This window comes from Paraburkholderia sp. GAS334, assembly GCF_050436625.1.
In the GTDB taxonomy this organism is placed as follows: Bacteria; Pseudomonadota; Gammaproteobacteria; order Burkholderiales; family Burkholderiaceae; genus Paraburkholderia.
The window spans coordinates 1-16,916 of record NZ_JBNDMO010000024.1; the positions used below are offsets into that span (position 1 = coordinate 1).

At 61.9% G+C, this 16,916-nt stretch carries 15 protein-coding genes and 1 pseudogene; 11 read left to right on the forward strand and 5 right to left on the reverse strand.

Going from position 1 to position 16,916, the window contains the following annotated elements; genetic code table 11:
* Positions 1-45 precede the first annotated feature (45 nt).
* Together P3T21_RS30080 and P3T21_RS30085 are read left to right on the forward strand one after the other, a co-directional pair.
* Positions 46-288 (forward strand): DUF6429 family protein, encoded by a 243-nt coding sequence (locus tag P3T21_RS30080; protein WP_429259590.1) that lies wholly within the window; start codon positions 46-48, stop codon positions 286-288.
* 41 nt (positions 289-329) lie between these two features.
* Positions 330-863: pseudogene (locus tag P3T21_RS30085) on the forward strand (peroxidase family protein); the annotation flags it as partial.
* A 117-nt stretch (positions 864-980) separates the two neighbouring features.
* Here P3T21_RS30085 and P3T21_RS30090 read toward each other — a convergent pair.
* Positions 981-1,262 (reverse strand): XapX domain-containing protein, encoded by a 282-nt coding sequence (locus tag P3T21_RS30090; protein ID WP_429259591.1) that lies wholly within the window; start codon positions 1,260-1,262, stop codon positions 981-983.
* Between the two features lie 285 nt (positions 1,263-1,547).
* Here P3T21_RS30090 and P3T21_RS30095 point away from each other — a divergent pair, with 285 nt between their 5' ends.
* From P3T21_RS30095 to P3T21_RS30125, 7 genes are all read left to right on the forward strand, one after another.
* Positions 1,548-2,234 carry a hydrolase gene (locus tag P3T21_RS30095; protein ID WP_429259592.1) on the forward strand — a complete coding sequence of 229 codons (687 nt, stop codon included), beginning with the start codon at positions 1,548-1,550 and terminating at the stop codon, positions 2,232-2,234.
* Between the two features lie 169 nt (positions 2,235-2,403).
* Entirely contained in the window at positions 2,404-2,571 is a 168-nt protein-coding gene (locus tag P3T21_RS30100) for a DUF1427 family protein (RefSeq protein WP_013092658.1), read from the forward strand.
* A gap of 28 nt (positions 2,572-2,599) precedes the next feature.
* A complete protein-coding gene (locus P3T21_RS30105; RefSeq protein WP_429259593.1) occupies positions 2,600-4,489 on the forward strand; it encodes an amidohydrolase in 1,890 nt (629 codons plus the stop codon).
* Between the two features lies 1 nt (position 4,490).
* Positions 4,491-4,937, forward strand: a complete 447-nt coding sequence (locus P3T21_RS30110; protein ID WP_429259594.1) for a DoxX family protein — start codon at positions 4,491-4,493, stop codon at positions 4,935-4,937.
* A gap of 40 nt (positions 4,938-4,977) precedes the next feature.
* Positions 4,978-5,892, forward strand: coding sequence for a glyoxalase (locus P3T21_RS30115; RefSeq protein WP_429259595.1), 915 nt, complete (start codon positions 4,978-4,980; stop codon positions 5,890-5,892).
* The gene (locus P3T21_RS30120; protein WP_429259596.1) at positions 5,889-6,584 is read left to right on the forward strand and encodes a YoaK family protein; all 696 of its coding nucleotides are present in this window, start codon (positions 5,889-5,891) and stop codon (positions 6,582-6,584) included. The genes P3T21_RS30115 and P3T21_RS30120 overlap by 4 nt, the downstream gene beginning before the upstream one ends.
* A 92-nt stretch (positions 6,585-6,676) precedes the next feature.
* Positions 6,677-8,191 carry an alginate export family protein gene (locus P3T21_RS30125; protein WP_429259597.1) on the forward strand — a complete coding sequence of 505 codons (1,515 nt, stop codon included), beginning with the start codon at positions 6,677-6,679 and terminating at the stop codon, positions 8,189-8,191.
* Positions 8,192-8,310: 119 nt separating this feature from the next.
* Here P3T21_RS30125 and P3T21_RS30130 read toward each other — a convergent pair whose 3' ends face one another.
* The 3 genes from P3T21_RS30130 to P3T21_RS30140 all read right to left on the reverse strand — a co-directional run bounded on the left by P3T21_RS30130 (position 8,311) and on the right by P3T21_RS30140 (position 13,622).
* Positions 8,311-9,741, reverse strand: a complete 1,431-nt coding sequence (locus tag P3T21_RS30130; RefSeq protein WP_429259598.1) for an ATP-binding protein — start codon at positions 9,739-9,741, stop codon at positions 8,311-8,313.
* 69 nt (positions 9,742-9,810) lie between these two features.
* The gene (locus tag P3T21_RS30135; protein ID WP_429259599.1) at positions 9,811-10,827 is read right to left on the reverse strand and encodes an alpha/beta hydrolase; all 1,017 of its coding nucleotides are present in this window, start codon (positions 10,825-10,827) and stop codon (positions 9,811-9,813) included.
* Between the two features lie 194 nt (positions 10,828-11,021).
* On the reverse strand, positions 11,022-13,622 hold the full coding sequence (locus P3T21_RS30140) for an ATP-binding protein (RefSeq protein WP_429259600.1): 2,601 nt from the start codon (positions 13,620-13,622) through the stop codon (positions 11,022-11,024).
* Positions 13,623-13,921: 299 nt separating this feature from the next.
* On the opposite strand from P3T21_RS30140, the gene P3T21_RS30145 reads away from it, so the two are divergent.
* On the forward strand, positions 13,922-14,824 hold the full coding sequence (locus P3T21_RS30145) for a LysR substrate-binding domain-containing protein (protein WP_429259601.1): 903 nt from the start codon (positions 13,922-13,924) through the stop codon (positions 14,822-14,824).
* 17 nt (positions 14,825-14,841) lie between these two features.
* Here P3T21_RS30145 and P3T21_RS30150 read toward each other — a convergent pair whose 3' ends face one another.
* Complete coding sequence (locus P3T21_RS30150; RefSeq protein ID WP_429259668.1) at positions 14,842-15,102, reverse strand: type II toxin-antitoxin system VapC family toxin; 261 nt, start codon at positions 15,100-15,102, stop codon at positions 14,842-14,844.
* Between the two features lie 82 nt (positions 15,103-15,184).
* Between P3T21_RS30150 and P3T21_RS30155 the strand changes: the two genes are divergently transcribed.
* On the forward strand, positions 15,185-16,891 hold the full coding sequence (locus P3T21_RS30155; RefSeq protein ID WP_429259602.1) for an FAD-dependent oxidoreductase: 1,707 nt from the start codon (positions 15,185-15,187) through the stop codon (positions 16,889-16,891).
* The last annotated feature ends 25 nt before the right edge of the window (positions 16,892-16,916 follow it).

Sequence of the window (16,916 nt, forward strand, 5' to 3'; positions counted from 1 at the left end):
CGAACGGTTTTGTGTGCGGGTTCGTAAGGCCGCGGGAGTAGCACCATGAAAATCAATACCGATGCAATTGATGAAGTCGCCCTGGCACTCCTCTATCTGACCCTGCATGATCGATACCGCGCATGGAAGGGTTTCGACTGGGATGTGCTAAATCGGCTCTACGAACGCGGCTTCATTGATGATCCGGTCAACAAGACGAAATCCGTGATCTTTACCGAAGAAGGGTTGCGCGAGTCCGAGCGGCTTTTTAATCAGCATTTCGTCATTTCGGATAGAGCGGAAGATTGATTCAACGAACTTCTAACTCAGGACACTAGGGCTGTGCTTGCATACCGTTCTCGCCGGGCCGCATGGATGCGTCGGCGGAACAGACGGACATTGAATCGATCAACATGCTCGAACCGGCCGCCGACGGCTTCCGCAACTTCCTCAAGGGCGAGTTCCCCGTGTCCGCCGAGGCGCTGCTCGTCGACAAGGCTCAGTTGCTCATGCTGAGCGCGCCGGAGATGACTGCGTTGATTGGCGGCTTGCGCGTGCTCAACGTCCACACGGGCCGGGACGCGCACGGTGTCTTCACCGAGCGTCCCGAAACGCTCACCGACGACTTCTTCCGCAACCTCCTCGACATGAGCACCGAATGGCAGCCGGTCTCGGCGGCGAAGGACGTGTTCGAGGGCCGCGACCGCAACACCGGCAAGCTCAAGTGGACCGGCACGCGCGTCGACCTGATCTTCGGTGCGCACTCGGTGTTGCGCGCGCTGAGCGAGGTCTATGCGAGCGCGGACGGCGAGCAGAAGTTGGTGCGCGACTTCGTGGCCGCGTGGGTCAAGGTGATGAACCTCGACCGTTTCGAGCTCGCGTGAAGGAGGCTTGGGTCACGCGACGAATGACGTATGTCGTCAACGCGTGACTCGAGGGATTGGGCGAGGTAACCGGAGGGTTCTCTCGGGCATTCGAGGCCGACGCGCGAGAGATGCCGATCAGAATGAGGATGACTGCGGGTCCTTTGCGGCTGCGTTGGAGCCGTGAGCGCCCGGCAGCGAGCCGAACATGTGCTGGCCGCATTTCGCCTCGCGCCATGCGGCACCCAACTTCGAACCGGAGAGCACCCTGCGCGCGAGCGGCAGTATCTGCTCGCCGGCCAGCATGCCCAGCAGGCCCATCAGCGCAATGGTGGGCGGCGCCGGCGATTGCACGCCGATCGCACCGTAGACGACCCCGGCAAGGATGCCGGCCAACAGGGAAAGGATATACGGTTTCATAGTGCGAGCCTCATTGACGACCTGTCCCATGACAGGATCTACCGAGCGAATTCGTGGAAAGCCTAGCGGTTACTCTGCATTAAGAAAATCCCGATTAAGGCTTTTTAAGATTAATTATTCGGCCATAAAATTTAATCCCTTTTTTAGTTGTTGCTGCTCTGTCTTTGCGTGTCAAATAACCGCAGCTGGATGTCGAATCGCCCAGCGCCAATGCACGTCGGACGCCCGCCGGCCAGGCCGGCATGGCGACTTCCTCCTCTGTCCGGTTCAAAGGAAATACCCGTCATGAACAATTCGAAGCTCGAAGTACTCACTCCGCAGAACAGCCAACTGATCATCATCGATCACCAACCGCAAATGGCGTTCGGCGTTCAGTCGATCGACCGTCAGGTGCTGAAGAACAACGTCGTCGGTCTGGCCAAGGCGGCCAAGGTGTTCGACATTCCGACCACGATCACCACGGTCGAATCGCAGAGCTTCTCGGGTTACACGTATCCGGAACTGCTCGACGTGTTCCCCGAGCACAAGGTGCTCGAACGCACGTCGATGAATTCGTGGGACGACCAGAAGGTGCGCGACGCGCTCGCGGCGAATCGCCGCAAGAAGGTGGTCGTGGCGGGTCTGTGGACCGAGGTCTGCAACACGACGTTCGCGCTGTGCGCCATGCTCGAAGGCGACTACGAGATCTACATGGTGGCCGACGCATCGGGCGGCACGTCGAAAGACGCGCATGACTTCGCGATGCAGCGTATGGTCCAGGCGGGCGCCGTGCCCGTCACGTGGCAGCAGGTCCTGCTCGAATGGCAGCGCGACTGGGCTCACCGCACGACCTACGACGCCGTGATGGCGATCGCGAAGGAACACTCGGGCGCGTACGGCATGGGCGTCGACTACGCATACACGATGGTCCACAAGGCAGCGCAGCGCACCGCTACGCAGCACGAGGTGCTGCCGGCCGTACCGGCACGTTAATCGCCTCGTCGTCGCGATCGCCGGAACCGGGGCGATGCGTTCCGCGTAAAGGCGGCGGTAGCGCATGCGATCTGCCGATCGCTGCGCTGCAGTGCATCCCCCGCGAGGTACTCGGGTTGAACCGCGAGGTCTCGCATCAGCATTCCACACTCACAGAGAGACTGATCGTATGGAATCTTATCTGCTGTCCCTCGCTGCAGGGATGCTGATAGGCGTGATCTACAGCGTGATCAAGGTCCGCTCGCCCGCGCCTCCGCTCGTTGCCCTCATCGGCCTGCTTGGCATGTTGATCGGCGCGCAGGCCGTTCCATCCCTGAGGCAATTGTTGGGCTTTTAACCGAACTGACAGAAACGAGGAAACGCAAATGGGCGCAACCGCTACCCATCCCGATCTGATTTTGCATAACGGACGGTTCACGACGCTGGATCGTTCGAACCCGGTCGCTAGTGCCGTGGCGATTGCCGACGGCCGCTTCGTCGCGGTCGGCAGCGATGCGGACGTCATGCCGCTTGCGGGCCGTGCGACTAAAGTTATCGATCTCGGTGGCCGGCCCGTGCTGCCTGGCCTCATCGACAATCACCTGCATTTGATTCGCGGCGGTCTGAACTACAACATGGAGCTGCGCTGGGACGGTGTACGCTCGCTCACCGTTGCCATGGAGATGCTCAAGCAGCAGGTCGCGATCACGCCCGCGCCGCAATGGGTGCGCGTGGTCGGCGGCTTCACCGAGCACCAATTCGAAGAGAAGCGGCTGCCGACGCTCGATGAGCTGAACGCCGTCGCGCCGGATACGCCCGTGTTCATCCTGCATCTGTACGACCGGGCGCTGCTCAACGCCGCCGCATTGCGCGTCGTGGGCTATACGAAGGACACGCCGGAGCCGCCGGGCGGCACGATCATGCGCGACAGCGCAGGCAACCCCACCGGGTTGCTGCTCGCGAACCCCAATGCGTCGATCCTCTACGCGACACTCGCGAAAGGCCCGAAGCTGCCGATAGAGTATCAATACAATTCGACGCGCCATTTCATGCGCGAACTCAACCGCCTTGGCGTGACCGGCGCGATCGATGCCGGCGGCGGCTCGCAGAACTACCCGGACGATTACGAAGTCATCCGCAAGCTCCACGATGCCGGCGAAATGACGGTGCGCATCGCGTACAACCTCTTCACGCAAAAGCCGCAGGCCGAAAAGGAAGACTTCGTGAACTGGACCGGATCGGTCAAGTATCACGATGGTTCGGACTACTTCCGCCACAACGGTGCGGGTGAAATGCTGGTGTTTTCGGCGGCCGACTTCGAGGACTTCCGCGTGGCGCGCCCCGAACTGCCGCCCGGAATGGAAGGCGAGCTCGAAGGCGTCGTGCGGGTACTCGCGCAGAACCGCTGGCCGTGGCGCCTGCATGCGACCTACGACGAAACCATCAGCCGCGCGCTCGATGTGTTCGAAAAGGTCAACAAGGATATTCCGCTCGACGGTATCAACTGGTTCTTCGACCACGCGGAAACCGTTTCGGAGCGCTCGATGGATCGCATCGCAGCGCTCGGTGGCGGCATCGCGGTTCAGCATCGCATGGCCTACCAGGGCGAGTATTTCGTCGAGCGCTATGGCGCCCAGGCGGCGCAAGCCACGCCGCCCGTCGCGAGAATGCTCGAGAAGGGCATCAAGGTCTCGGCTGGCACCGATGCGACCCGCGTCGCGTCGTACAACCCGTGGGTGTCGCTCGCATGGCTCGTGAGCGGCAAGACGGTTGGCGGTCTGCGGATGTATCCGCAACGTAACCTGCTCGATCGCGATACGGCGCTGCGCATGTGGACGGAGTACGTCGCCTGGTTCTCGAACGAAGAGGGCAAGAAGGGGCGCATCGTGCCGGGGCAGCTCGCCGACCTGATGGTTCCGGACCGTGACTTCTTCTCGTGCGCGGAGGACGACATTGCCGGCACCACCGCATTGCTCACGGTGGTCGGCGGAAAGATCGTCTGGGGCGCGGGCCCGTTCTCGCAACACGATCAGCCCATCCCGCCTGCAATGCCGGACTGGTCGCCGGTGCGCCAATACGGCGGCTATGGCGGCTGGGGCGCGACGCAGCGCGACGGCGCGCCGCTCGGGCGTGCCGCTGCCGCGGCGCCGTGTGCCTGCGCGAGCGCCTGCGGCGTGCATGGCCATGCGCACGCGAGCGCGTGGGCCAGTGCGTTGCCGACTTCGGATGCAAGGGGCTTCTGGGGCGCATTCGGCTGCTCTTGCTGGGCGATCTGACATGACGACATGGAACGGCAGCACCAACCCCGCATGGGTTGATGCGCTGCTATCGCAGCCGTGGGTGGGACCGCTCGTGCGCCTTGCGCTCGTGTCCGCCTACCTCATCGGCGGTGTCACCAAAGCACTGAACTTCGAGGGCGCGGTTGCGGAGCAGGCGCATTTCGGCCTGCACCCGGCCGCTCTCTGGGCAGCGCTCGCGGTGGCGGTCGAGATCGTCGGCTCACTGTGCGTGGTATTGCGCCGCTTCACATGGATCGGCGCTGGCGGCCTCGGCATGCTGACCGTCGTCGCGATGCTGGTTGCCAACGACTTTTGGAACCATGCCGGTGCCGAGCGCTTCATGGCGCTCAACAGTTTTTTCGAGCATCTTGGACTGATCGCGGGCCTGGTGCTCGCGACCCTGCTCGGCGATATGCAGCGTCCGGTCGGCGAGAACCGCGCCTGACCGATTGATCAGTACGATGAAATATCAAGGAAATTCCGCTATGAAAGCAATTCGCACTGCCTTAGTTTCACTTATGATCGCGGGCGGTCTCGCCACCGCGCCCGTTTCTTTCGCGAAGCCGCCCGTAATGCCGATCGAATCGCCGTCGGTCGCAGTCGGTCCACAGTACGACACGACGCACGTATACGTAGCGCCAGAGAACTTCGATCGCTTCACCGACAGTTTCGTGGCGACGTTCGGCGGCAGCAAGTCGAAACAAGGGGTGTTCCAGGTCACGCCGACACCGAGCCAGACGATGTCGCAGCTCGTGTTTACCCCGGCAGGCACGATATCCGTATTCGGCTTCAAGACGCCCATGCCGTATCCGTTCGGCGCGGAGCGCACGGGCTACCTCGTGACGGATATGGACGCGGCGGTGAAGTCGGCGCGTGCACTCGGTGCGGATGTGATCGTCGATACGTTCCCCGACCCGATCGGCCGCGACGCAATCATCACGTGGCCGGGCGGCACCAACATGCAGCTCTACTGGCACACCGAGGCGCCGCATTACGACAAGTTGCAGACCATTCCCGAAAATCGGGTCTACGTGTCGCCGCAAAGCGTGCACAAGCTGGTTCACGATTTCGTTAAATTCTCACACGGCAAGGTGGTGTCCGATGACCTGAAGGCGCCGGGAGTCGAGATCGGCAGACCCGACGACACCTATCGCCGCATTCGGATCGAATCGCCGTTCGGCAAGATGACCGTGCTCGTGACGGACGGCCACTTGCCTTACCCGTACGGGCGCGAAGTGACCGGCTACGAAGTATCGAATCTGGCCGATACGCTTCAAAAGGCGAAGACCGCTGGCGTCAATGTGCTGGTGCCGCCGTTCACGTCGGCTGGCCGTGATGCCGCGATCGTGCAGTTCCCCGGGGGCTATATCGCCGAAATTCACGCGGTCGCGGCGCAATGAAGTCTGAGGACTCGATCCTTGCCGCGATCGCCGGCTTTGTCGATACGCTGAGCTTCGTTGCATTGTTCGGTTTGTTCACCGCACACGTGACGGGCAACTTCGTATTGATAGGCGCCGGCATCGCCGGCTCCGGGCAGGGCGTTCTGCTCAAGCTGATCGTGTTCCCCGCGTTTATCGGCGGGGTCGTTCTCAGCAGCCTGCTCGTGCGTTGGCTCCCGCAGGGACAGGCACGTCAGGGCGCACGCTTGCTTTATGCGGTGCAGGCCGTGCTGATAGTCGGCTTTTGCCTCGCCGGCGTATGGGCGACGCCGATCAGCCAGCCAGATAGCCTGCCTGTCATCCTGGCGGGCGTCGTGGGGGCGTTCGCGATGGGTGTGCAGAATGCGCATCCGCGCCTAGTCCAACGCCCTGGTGTGCCCAACACCGTAATGACGGGCAATGTCACGCAAGCCGTTCTGGATGTGATCGACATGCTGTCGCCGGACACGGCCGACAGCGTGCGTGCAGCGGCGTGCTTGCGCTTCCGGTTGATGATGCCTGCGATTGTCGCGTTTGCCGGTGGTGCGGTGGCCGGCGCACTGGGAGTGGTCTACATGGGCTTCTGGGCGCTGCTTGCGCCGGCGTGTGCTCTCGCCGGGCTGGCGGTGACTACGGGAGAGCATGAGCGCGCGATTGCAGCGGGGCGCTCATGAATCCAGGCGGCGAAGAACATCATCCTGCTCAGGCTGGGCGCGTGCGCGGGACGAGCAAACACAAACACGAGCCGACAAAGGCAAGGAAATCCATGGTATCGAGCAAGATGCGCGGGCGTCGATTCGAGAAGGCAGCGCGCTGGACGGCCATCGCCGGGCTGCTGCTGGCGGGCGCCGACGCGGCGTTCGCAGACACAGCTGCGCAACCGGTTGCAGGTGCGAGCCTCGCGGCTGACGCAGCCGGCGCGAACACAGGCACCGCATTGAATGCCGCCACAATGACCGATGCATGCAACGTCAAACGTCCTGCCGTGATGTTCAACCGCTGGCAGGAAGACTGGTCGGTGCTTGCGAACCCATGCGTTCCGCGCAAGCCGCTCGACAGCCTCAAGTACATTCCGCTCGGCGGCGACCCCGCGTCATATCTGTCGCTTGGTGCGAACCTGCGTGAGCGTATCGAAACCAATGACGCCCCGCTGTTCGGTGTCGGCTCTGCGCAGTCGGATACCTATCTGCTTCAGCGCATCGAAGTGCATGCCGATGCACATCTCGCCGAGCACTGGCAGTTCTTCGTCCAACTTGAGGATGCGCGAGCGTTTGGCAAAAACGTGGTCACGCCGGTGGACAAGAATCCGCTCGATCTCGAGCAGGCATTCGTGGCCTACACTGGAGCGCTCGGCGGCGGTACGTTCAAGTTTCGCGTTGGCCGCCAGGAAATGGCATTCGACTTGCAGCGTTTCATTGCCGTACGTGATGGCCCGAACGTACGACAGGCCTTCGATGCCATCTGGGCAGACTACGAATACCAGAAGTGGCGCTTTATCGCCTACGCAACGCAGCCCGTGCAGTACCGCAACGCGACCGTGTTCGACGAGGTGTCGAACCGCAATCTCACTTTCAGCGGCGTGCGTTTCGAGCGGCAATCCGTCGGGCCGGGTGACATGTCCGGGTACTGGTCCCGCTATAACAACACCAACGCGCGATACCTCGACGCTCAGGGTTCTGAGCACCGCGACGTCTGGGACCTGCACTATTTCGGCACGCGCGGCGGCGTCGATTGGGATGCGGAGGCGATGCTGCAGACGGGAACGGTCGGTAATAGTACGGTTCTCGCGTGGGCGGTTGGCTCGCTCGCAGGTTACAAATTCGACATGCCGTGGACGCCGCGCGTCGCACTGCAGATCGATGCGGCGTCCGGCGACCGGCACCCGCATGATGGTCGGCTCGAGACCTTCAATCCGCTATTTCCGAACGGCTATTACTTCACGCTGGCAGGCTATACGGGCTACGCGAACCTGATCCATATCAAACCGTCGATTACGCTCAGGCCTTCGGCCAGTCTCACGCTGCTTGGCGCGCTGGGCTTCCAGTGGCGCGAGACGACTGGCGACGCCGTGTACCAGCAGCCGAATCAGCCTGTGCCGGGCACGGCGGGCAAAGGCAGCCTGTGGACAGGTATGTACGTGCAATTGCGCGCGGACTGGACGATTGCGGCCAACCTGGTAGGTTCGGTCGAAGCCGTGCACTTCCAGGTGGGAAACTCGATTCGTAAGGCGGGCGGCCGCAATGCCGACTACGCGGGCGTCGAACTCAAGTACGGGTGGTAGGACTTGCCGGCTATCGTGCCGATCCCGGCGGCGTCAGGAGCGTTGCGGGGATCGCGCCCTGTGTCTACGTCGTTCAGGCTTTGACTACGGCTGGCCCGATCGACGAACGGGTTCGTTGTTCAGACGCTTAAGGGCAACAGCTCGCCGAGAAAGCTAACATCGCCTTCGAGAGGTTTTTGAACTGCCCTCCTGGCGGCGTGCTCATCCGACGCGCACTGGAATTTCTCCGCGACGTACGTCCGGGTGCATTCGAACAGGCTATACATCGCCTCCGGCCCGTCGATACAGACGTTGACAAGCGACTTCGAGACAAGCTCATCGATGTTTTCAATCAAGCTGCCTGTCGTCACTGCCATGTCGTTGTCGACTCCACGCAGCGAATCGAAGCTAAACGGTCCGACGAACCGGGAAAGTTGAACGAGCAGGGACTGGGCCGAGTCGCTCAACAGGTCGAAGCTGACATCGAGGGCTGCCCGTAGACAGCGATGCCGCGCCGTCGCAGTGCGGTATCCCCCGGATAGGAACGACAGTCCATCGCTCAGAAGGCGTTGCACGCCTTCGACGCCCAACAATTCCGCCCTGCCGGCGGCCAACTCGATTGCGAGTGGAATACCATCCAGGCGCTGACAAATCTTTGCGATGCTCGCTATCTCGCCGATGCGAGGGACAAACCTCGGATGCATCTGCTGCGCATGGTGGACAAACAGCTGGACAGCCGGGCTGTCCAACATCTCGTCGCAACGGTCCGTAAGTTTGGGAACGCCAAGCGGGTTCACCCGGAAAACCGTCTCGTTGCGAATCTTCAGGGGCTCCCGGCTCGTCACCAGGAACTGGATATTCAGGCTTGCCGCCAACAATGCTTCCACGATTTGTGCAACCACTGAGATGACGTGCTCCGCACCATCGAGTATCAACAACCACGGCGCATTCGACAGCGCTGCGCCCAGACGCTCGGAAGAGACGACGTCCTCCGGCATGTCGACACCGCAACCGTACGCGATGGCACTCAGCACCTGGTCGATCGTGGCTGCGGATGAAAGATCGACAAAGGCCACCGTCGCCGGGCATGACGGCGCTATCCGATAGGCGAGTTCAAGTGCAAGACTCGATTTTCCGACACCACCTGTGCCCGTCAGCGTAAGCACCTGGGAGTCGACCAATGCCTCGGCTGCCTTGGCCACGACCACGTCTCTCCCGACGAGATTCCCGACGCGGCGCGGGAGCGGCCGCGGACTGGCGGCAGTACGGAGTTTCGGCTGTACGTCCCGAGACGGGGCCAACCGGTAGCCACGGCGCGCGACCGTGACGATGAGGTCCCGGTCATCACCCAGCGCCTTGCGCAGCGCAGAGATGTTGACGTCGATATTGCAGTCTTCGACGACGGTGCCGGGCCAGACCGTCTGCATCAGCTCGGACCTCGACACCACTCGACCGTTTGCCGAGGCGAGCGTCGCCAGCAGGTCGAAGGCGCGAGAGCCCAGTCGCACATCCTCGCCATCGCGCCGCAAGCGTCGCGCGTCCATATCGAGTTCGATCCGGCCGATTTTCATAAGGTCGCCTCCAGCAAGGGAAATAGGCACGCGTGTCTTCGCCAGCGGTGAGTGGTGAAGTTATGTCGGCTACCGACGGAGTGCGCGCTTTATAACGCTGCTGGCGTGTCTGAACGCAGCGTCTGTCGGGCAGGTGTCAGCCAACCCATCGAAAACCATGAAGTCATGAATCGTGCCGATATAACGAGCGGCGTTCACTCTGACGCCTGCGCGCATGAGCTTGCGGGCATATTCTTCGGCGTCGTCTCGCGTAATGTCGTTCTCTGCCGTGATGACGAGTGCGGCGGGCAGGTCTTCGAGTTCGTCGGGTTTCGACTTTATCGGCATCGCCGCCGCGAGTGACCGCGATCTTTCAGGAAACTGTGACTCGATGAAACGCTCCAGCGCCCTGGCCGTCATACCGGGCCCCGTCGCGAACTGACGATATGACTGCGTGGTGGCGTCTGCCGACAGGATGGGGCAAAACAGCACTTGCAGGCGCAGACTCGGGCCATGCCGGTCTCTCGCCCATCGCGCCACGACTGCAGCGATGTTTCCGCCTGCACCATCGCCGGCCACCGCGATCGCGCGACCATCGAGCTGCAGCACTTCGGCATGTGCAACGACGTATTGCAGCGCGGCGTATGCCTCTTCGTTCTGTGTCGGGAACAGGACCTGAGGCGCTGGTGAACAACGGACGAAGACAACCGCCACCTCTGCTTCAGCCGAAAGGCGTGAGACGAGCCTGCGGTGGGTTGCGAAGCTCGCCATGCGCCAGCCGCCGCCCGGATAGTAGAGCACGACGGGCAGTAAGCCCGGCGCGCCGGCCGGTCGCACGATGTGCACGTCAATGGTGCCCGTCGGTCCGGTCTTGAAGGTCAGCGCTTCGATGGTGACGGCATACTCGTCTGCGCAACTGTCGTCACTGTCGGCGCGGCCGGGAAACGATGGCTGTTCGGCGAGCAGCGAATCCGGATGCATGCCGGCTTCGGCCACCAGATCGAGAAACTGCTGCGTCTCGGGGTCCAGCACCGGGTGGGATGACCATGGCGTCGCGAGACGCGGTGACGCGGAATCGACGGTACTTGCAGGCGGAACGTGGTCCATGAAAGCCGACATATCAGAGTTGAGCGGTTGGGGGACTCCCAGTCGCGCCTCACACAGTGTCGACTGCACCTGTTGAGCCTGAAACGATGTCGAGTCCCGGTAGCCGCTATTCTCCAGCCGGTGGGTCCGGACCGTTCAGTTAAAGTTTGCTAAGAAGCGTTAGCCAGGGATGCAATCCCGGCAGCGCGCCAGCATCACGTTTCGCCGCCGCGAGCCCCACCCGTGCAAGCAGCGGGCCACTGCACGCCTGAGCGCGCGTATTCATGAAGCGTCTCGCTCACCCAGCACGGCTCTGCAACGCGATCCGCCAGAATCAGCGCATTCATGGAGACTTTGCACCCGGCGCTGGCAAACGCTTCCAGTTGCGGAACGGTTGCCCTCGATAGGGTCACGGGCTTGCCGGCAAGGATGTGTTCGAATCCTTCGCCGTAGACGTCCCAATGCGCCAATCCGCGCCGGCTCGTGCACTCGCGAAGCATGCGCGTGAGCTGCCGGGCGAAGTCATGCTCGCCTGCCCAGATCATGATGGGTATTGAACCGAGTGCGAGGCCGTAGACGAGCGACAGGTCGTGCTCGATCGAAGCGACGAGTTCGGCGCAGTCCCTTGCCAGCCTCACGGCGCGCTCAGTCTCGCCTTGCAGCCAGAGAATTCGCATGTACACCGTCATGCTCGCGATGCGGCCATCCATTTGCGCATCGTTTGCCTTTGAAAGGTTTTCCCGCGTGGGGCCAGCTTCGAGCGCGATGACCCTCTCGATCAGCGTACGCGCTTTCGCCTGATCGCCGAGGTAATGGTGTGCATAGGCGAGATTGCGGCCCGACATCTGATTGAGCGTCGAGTCTGCGGAACGATCCGCGAACGCCTGCATCGCCTCGGCCAGTGCGAGACCTTCCAGGTATCGACCTGTGACAAGCCGATGTGCAAATACGCCCCACAGAATGCGGAATTCCAGCGCCTCGTCACCCAGTCGTCGGCTCAGCGCGTAGGCACGTTCAAAAGCGCGTGCCATTTCGATGGTTGGCCCACGCGTATGCCAGAGCGAGTGTCCGTAGGCCACCAGCAGTTCGGCGTGCCGCGTGCTGCCGGCCTGCTCGGAGCGCTCGGAGCGCTCAACCGCTGCAATGGCGTGTTCGGCCATGCTGAGGAACTCGTGTGGCAGCGACAGATGGAGCCAGAGCGGCGCCGTGGCGATAACGAGGTCGATTTCGAGCTCCGGATCCCCCTCCTGATGGGAGGCCCACTCGAACGCCGCGCGGATATCGTCGATTCGCTTGCTGAGCTGGGCCAGCCATTGCGGTTGTGCCTTGCCCTCCCAGGCGGCGCCCAGGTCCGCGAAGGTCTCGCAGCAATGTATGGTATGGAGGCGCCTGGTCGCGTTCGCTTCGCCGGCTTCCAGCAATCGAAGGTGTGCGTATTGGCGGGTCGTGTCGAGAAGCCGATACGGGTTGTCGGCGTCACCGATATCGCGTGCGACAAGCGACTTGGCGACAAGGCCGCTGATCGCGTCGAACACCGCCAGTTCATCGATCTGCCCACAGCCTGCCACGGCAACGGCTTCACGCATGCCAAACGAAGAGCGCATCACCGACAGCCGGCGCAGGACGTGCTGCTCACGCGGGTCCAACAGCTCGTAGCTCCAGTCAAGCGTCGCTTTCAACGTCTGATGCCGCGGCAGTGCGGTTCGGCGCCCTTGTGTGAGCAGCGCAAAGCGGTCGTCCAGGCGCGCGGCGATCGCACGCACGTCCATGTGCGCGACGCGCGCCGCGGCAAATTCGATCGCCAAAGGAATTCCGTCCAGGCGCCGGCAAATGTCGGCCACGGCGCCGATGTTCGAAACCGTGAACTGAAAGGCGTCGTCGGCCGCCTTTGCGCGGTCGTGAAACAACGAGATGGCCGGAAAACTTCCGGCCGCCTCGATGCCGATCCGCGCACCGACGTCGGGAAACGGCAGGGCCGAAAGCCGATGCACCGACTCGCCATCCGCGCGCAACGGCTCCCGACTTGTTACCAGAAGGTGCACACCCGACGTGCCTTGCAGCAATTGTTCCGCGACCTGCGCGACCGCCTCGACGACATGCTCACAATTGTCGAGCACCAGGAGTATTGGGGTGTCGCCCAGTGAGGCAATCAGGCCGGGGACTGGATTGCCGCTGAATACGGCGACGCCGAGCGTCGACGCCACGGTACTGGCGACGCTCGCCTTGTCGGAAACGGGGGCGAAGTTGACGAATAGTGCGCGGATACCGGTACGCCCGGAAAAGCGATACGCGATAGCCACGGCGACCGTGGTTTTGCCGATGCCGCCGGGACCGGCGATGGTCAATAGCCTGCGTTCGGGAAGCTGGTCGGTCAGGCCGTCAATGACATCCTCCCGGCCGACGACCCGGGCGAGGGTCACGGGCAACGCTCGCGCACTTTCATCGGGGGTACTGGTCGGCGCAGTCGGCGCGGGGGCGGTGACTTGCGTAGCCCTCGTGGAATGGACCGGCACCGCCAGCCGATAGCCTCGTCCATTGTCGTTGACGATGTACCGGCTTTCCGATTGTCCATCGCTCAGCGCTTTCCGAAGGGTGGAAACGTGCACACGAAGCGCGCCATCGTCGACCACGCTTTCTTTCCAGACCTCGTCGCGCAGTTGACGCGTTGAGACCAGTTCGCCACCGTGCTCGGCTAGCACGATAAGAATATCGAGCGCACGACTGCCGATGCGGACTTCGTCACCATTTCTGGTGAGGACACGCTGCGGGAAATCGATGCGGAACGGGCCGAATGTCAGGCTATACCGGGTAACCATCAAAGCACCATGCGGGTCAACGGTACGATTATCCGTTGCGGTCAAAACAAGCTGTCCGGCAAATCCCATCCCTGCAAAGTCGGATACACGCGGGTGATTAGAATCGCTCTATCCCCGTGGCTTCGGTCGCGGACTGGCCTCCTGGATCGAAGGCGCGATTCTACCCGTTCATATCCTGGCGAAAAACTGCGGCTAGCGAGAAAGATATTTGAAAAAAGATCAAATATTGGCGATCGGCGTGTCAGAATCTCGACCCTAAACCTGTTCAAAAACGACACGATTTTGTTCCGAAAACAAGTATGAAGAGTACATTCGATGAGTTAGAGGCATTCGTTTCCGTGGTCGACACGGGATCCATCACGGCAGCCGCGAATCAGCTCAATCTAACCATTTCGGCAACGAGCCGAACGTTGGGGCGGCTCGAAGACAAGCTCGGGACGACGTTGTTGCGCCGGACGACACGCCGGCTGGAATTGACGGAAGAAGGACAAGCGTTTCTCCGCGACGCGAGGGCGATTATTTCGCTTCTGGAGAACGCGGAGGAGCAGATGGCAACCCGCCGCGAGCGACCGTCGGGGCGCTTGCGTATTGACGCAGCGACGCCATTCATGCTGCACGTCATCGTGCCGAACGTGCCGGGTTATCGAACTCGCTATCCGCAAGTGGAACTGGAGCTCAATAGCAATGAAGGGATCATCGATCTGCTCGAGCATCGCACCGATGTTGCCATCCGGATCGGCCAGTTGAAGGACTCGACCCTGCACAGCAGACCGGTGGGCAGCAGCCGTATGCGTATTCTCGCGAGCCCGGAATACTTGGACGCGCATGGCCAGCCGAGGCGGGTGGAGGATCTAAGGAAACTTTCACTGCTGGGATTCACTCAACCAGAAGGGTTGAATGTCTGGCCCATTCTCGGGCCCGACAATGCGCCTTACCGCATCTCGCCCGCCGTTCACTCCTCGAGTGGCGAGACGCTTCGGCAGTTGGCCCTGGCGGGTGCCGGCATTGTGTGTCTATCCGACTTCATGACGGCGCGCGACCGTCGCGAAGGGACGCTGGTGCAGCTTCTGCCTCGCCAGACACTGGATCTCCGGCAGCCGATCAACGCGGTGTACTACCGCAATACTGCGATTTCGTCGCGCATCGGGTCGTTCGTCGATTATCTGGTCGAGTCAGTGCGCGGTTCGGAATTCGAATGCTAGTGATGCCCGCGTGACCTTCAGGCGGGTAGCAGCCGCAATGGCTCGGTAATGGCCTGCGCAACCAGTAACCAGTCAAACGGATCGCGGTGAATATCGGCCAGATCGCGAACTGCCGCAGCGTGCGCCGCCGTCATGGGCAGTTCGCGAAAGCCCGCTTCTTCAATACGGGCTACTAGCTCGTTCACATCTGCGTCCAGCTTCGCGATTCCTGACTTCATTGCGATTTCCCAAATGCTCGCGTCGCTGACGAAAACGGTTGCTGCTCTCTTCAGAACTATTCAGCGTCGCGACAAGAACTTTTGGGCTCCCTATCGCTAACATTCTGACTCTAACTCAACTTGGTCGACAGGCGAGGCAAATATGATCGACGCAGGTAATACGGACGCAGGCCCAGTCGACGCTGAACCTCCATTTTCGTCCCTTGAGTATCGGCAGCACCAAATGTTTCCGCGCCTTTCTGATGCGGAGATCCGTAGTGCGAGCCGCTATGGCCGCCCCAAGGCGTTCAAGGTTGGCGATTCGATTTTCCGGACGGGGCGCGTTGCCGAAGGGCTATTCATCTTGCTGCACGGGAGTGTCCGGATCTATTCGTGCGATCCGCAAGGACGTACCACGGTCGTGACAGACCATCATTTCGGCCATTTCATGGCCGAAATGGCGCAACTCACCGGCAAACCGTCGCTGGTGGACGCGATTGCCATGACTGACTGCGAGACGCTCGTCCTGAACTCGGAGCAGTTGCGGGCGCTGATCATCGCGGACGCCCAGTTGGGCGAGCACATCATGCGCGCATTGATCCTGAGGCGTCTCGGGCTCATCGAGCAGGGGCTCGGTCCGATTATCGTCGGCAAGGGTGACGACGCGAGGGTGGTCCGCCTGCAAGGCTTTTTGCGGCGCAATGCCTATCCGGCTGCGGTGATCGATGCACACAAGGATTCGGACGCCGTGCAACTGCTTGCCGGCCTCACCTCGAAGGCCGAGGATTTTCCGCTTGTCTTCTGCCCGGACGGGTCGGTCCTGAGGGCGCCCGACGAAGTGGAGCTCGCCACCCGGCTCGGCCTCGTGCCGACGTTCAGTGCGTCGCAGCGTTACGACATCGCAATCATCGGCGCGGGTCCGGCGGGCCTCGCGGCGGCCGTTTGCGCAGCTTCGGAAGGGCTTTCGGTCGTCGTTTTCGATCGGCGCGCGCCGGGTGGTCAGGCCGGTGCGAGCGCACGTATCGAAAACTATCTCGGCTTTCCGACTGGCATATCGGGGCAAGCCCTTGCGGCACGCGCGTTTCAGCAGGCATTGAAATTTGGTGTTCACGTGGCCATTCCCAGTGCGGTCGATCGGGTCGAGGGCGCGGCGGGCAACTTCATGCTCGCGCTATCCGATCGACAGTGCGTTCGTGCGCGGACGGTCGTGGTCGCGAGCGGAGCGGTGTATCGAAAGCCTTCCGTGACGGGCTTTGAACGTTTCGAGGGCAGAGGGATCTACTATTGGGCGTCGCCCATCGAGGCGCGTCTCGTCAGCGGGAAAGACGTTGTGCTGATAGGTGGGGGTAACTCGGCTGGGCAGGCTGTCGTCTTTCTCGCCAACTTTGCGAAAAGCATACGCGTTCTGATACGTGGAGACGGTCTCGAAGCGACCATGTCCCGTTACCTGATAGACCGGCTCAGCGCTCTGCCAAACGTGTCGATTTGCGCAAGATGCACGCTCGAATCACTGGAAGCGAGCGACGGTGGTCTTGAGCGAATTCGCGTCTTTCATCACGACAAGGGCAGCGAGCTCATAGAGGCGCGGCATCTTTTCCTGTTCATCGGCGCGGATCCAAAAACGGACTGGTTGACATCGTTGGGCGTTCAGCTGGACGAGCGCGGCTTTGTCGAAACGGGATCGTCCGATGCGAGCGCAGGCACTCGGCGCCTCCCGCTCGAGACGAATGTGCCGGGGCTCTTCGCGATCGGTGACGTCCGTTCAGGCGCGCCGAAGCGGGTGGCCGCAGCGGTAGGGGACGGCGCAGCAGTTGTCAGCCAGATTCATGCGTGGCTCAGTCGAGACGAGGCGCGCGTCAAGGTTTCGTGAGGCGCGCAATGAGGAGCGTTACGCG

Coding starts and splice junctions, on each gene's coding strand:
- P3T21_RS30080 (WP_429259590.1), top strand. CDS start 46: ATGAAAATCAATACCGATGCAATTGATGAAGTCGCCCTGGCACTCCTC.
- P3T21_RS30090 (WP_429259591.1), bottom strand. CDS start 1,262: ATGAAACCGTATATCCTTTCCCTGTTGGCCGGCATCCTTGCCGGGGTC.
- P3T21_RS30095 (WP_429259592.1), top strand. CDS start 1,548: ATGAACAATTCGAAGCTCGAAGTACTCACTCCGCAGAACAGCCAACTG.
- P3T21_RS30100 (WP_013092658.1), top strand. CDS start 2,404: ATGGAATCTTATCTGCTGTCCCTCGCTGCAGGGATGCTGATAGGCGTG.
- P3T21_RS30105 (WP_429259593.1), top strand. CDS start 2,600: ATGGGCGCAACCGCTACCCATCCCGATCTGATTTTGCATAACGGACGG.
- P3T21_RS30110 (WP_429259594.1), top strand. CDS start 4,491: ATGACGACATGGAACGGCAGCACCAACCCCGCATGGGTTGATGCGCTG.
- P3T21_RS30115 (WP_429259595.1), top strand. CDS start 4,978: ATGAAAGCAATTCGCACTGCCTTAGTTTCACTTATGATCGCGGGCGGT.
- P3T21_RS30120 (WP_429259596.1), top strand. CDS start 5,889: ATGAAGTCTGAGGACTCGATCCTTGCCGCGATCGCCGGCTTTGTCGAT.
- P3T21_RS30125 (WP_429259597.1), top strand. CDS start 6,677: ATGGTATCGAGCAAGATGCGCGGGCGTCGATTCGAGAAGGCAGCGCGC.
- P3T21_RS30130 (WP_429259598.1), bottom strand. CDS start 9,741: ATGAAAATCGGCCGGATCGAACTCGATATGGACGCGCGACGCTTGCGG.
- P3T21_RS30135 (WP_429259599.1), bottom strand. CDS start 10,827: ATGGACCACGTTCCGCCTGCAAGTACCGTCGATTCCGCGTCACCGCGT.
- P3T21_RS30140 (WP_429259600.1), bottom strand. CDS start 13,622: ATGGTTACCCGGTATAGCCTGACATTCGGCCCGTTCCGCATCGATTTC.
- P3T21_RS30145 (WP_429259601.1), top strand. CDS start 13,922: ATGAAGAGTACATTCGATGAGTTAGAGGCATTCGTTTCCGTGGTCGAC.
- P3T21_RS30155 (WP_429259602.1), top strand. CDS start 15,185: ATGATCGACGCAGGTAATACGGACGCAGGCCCAGTCGACGCTGAACCT.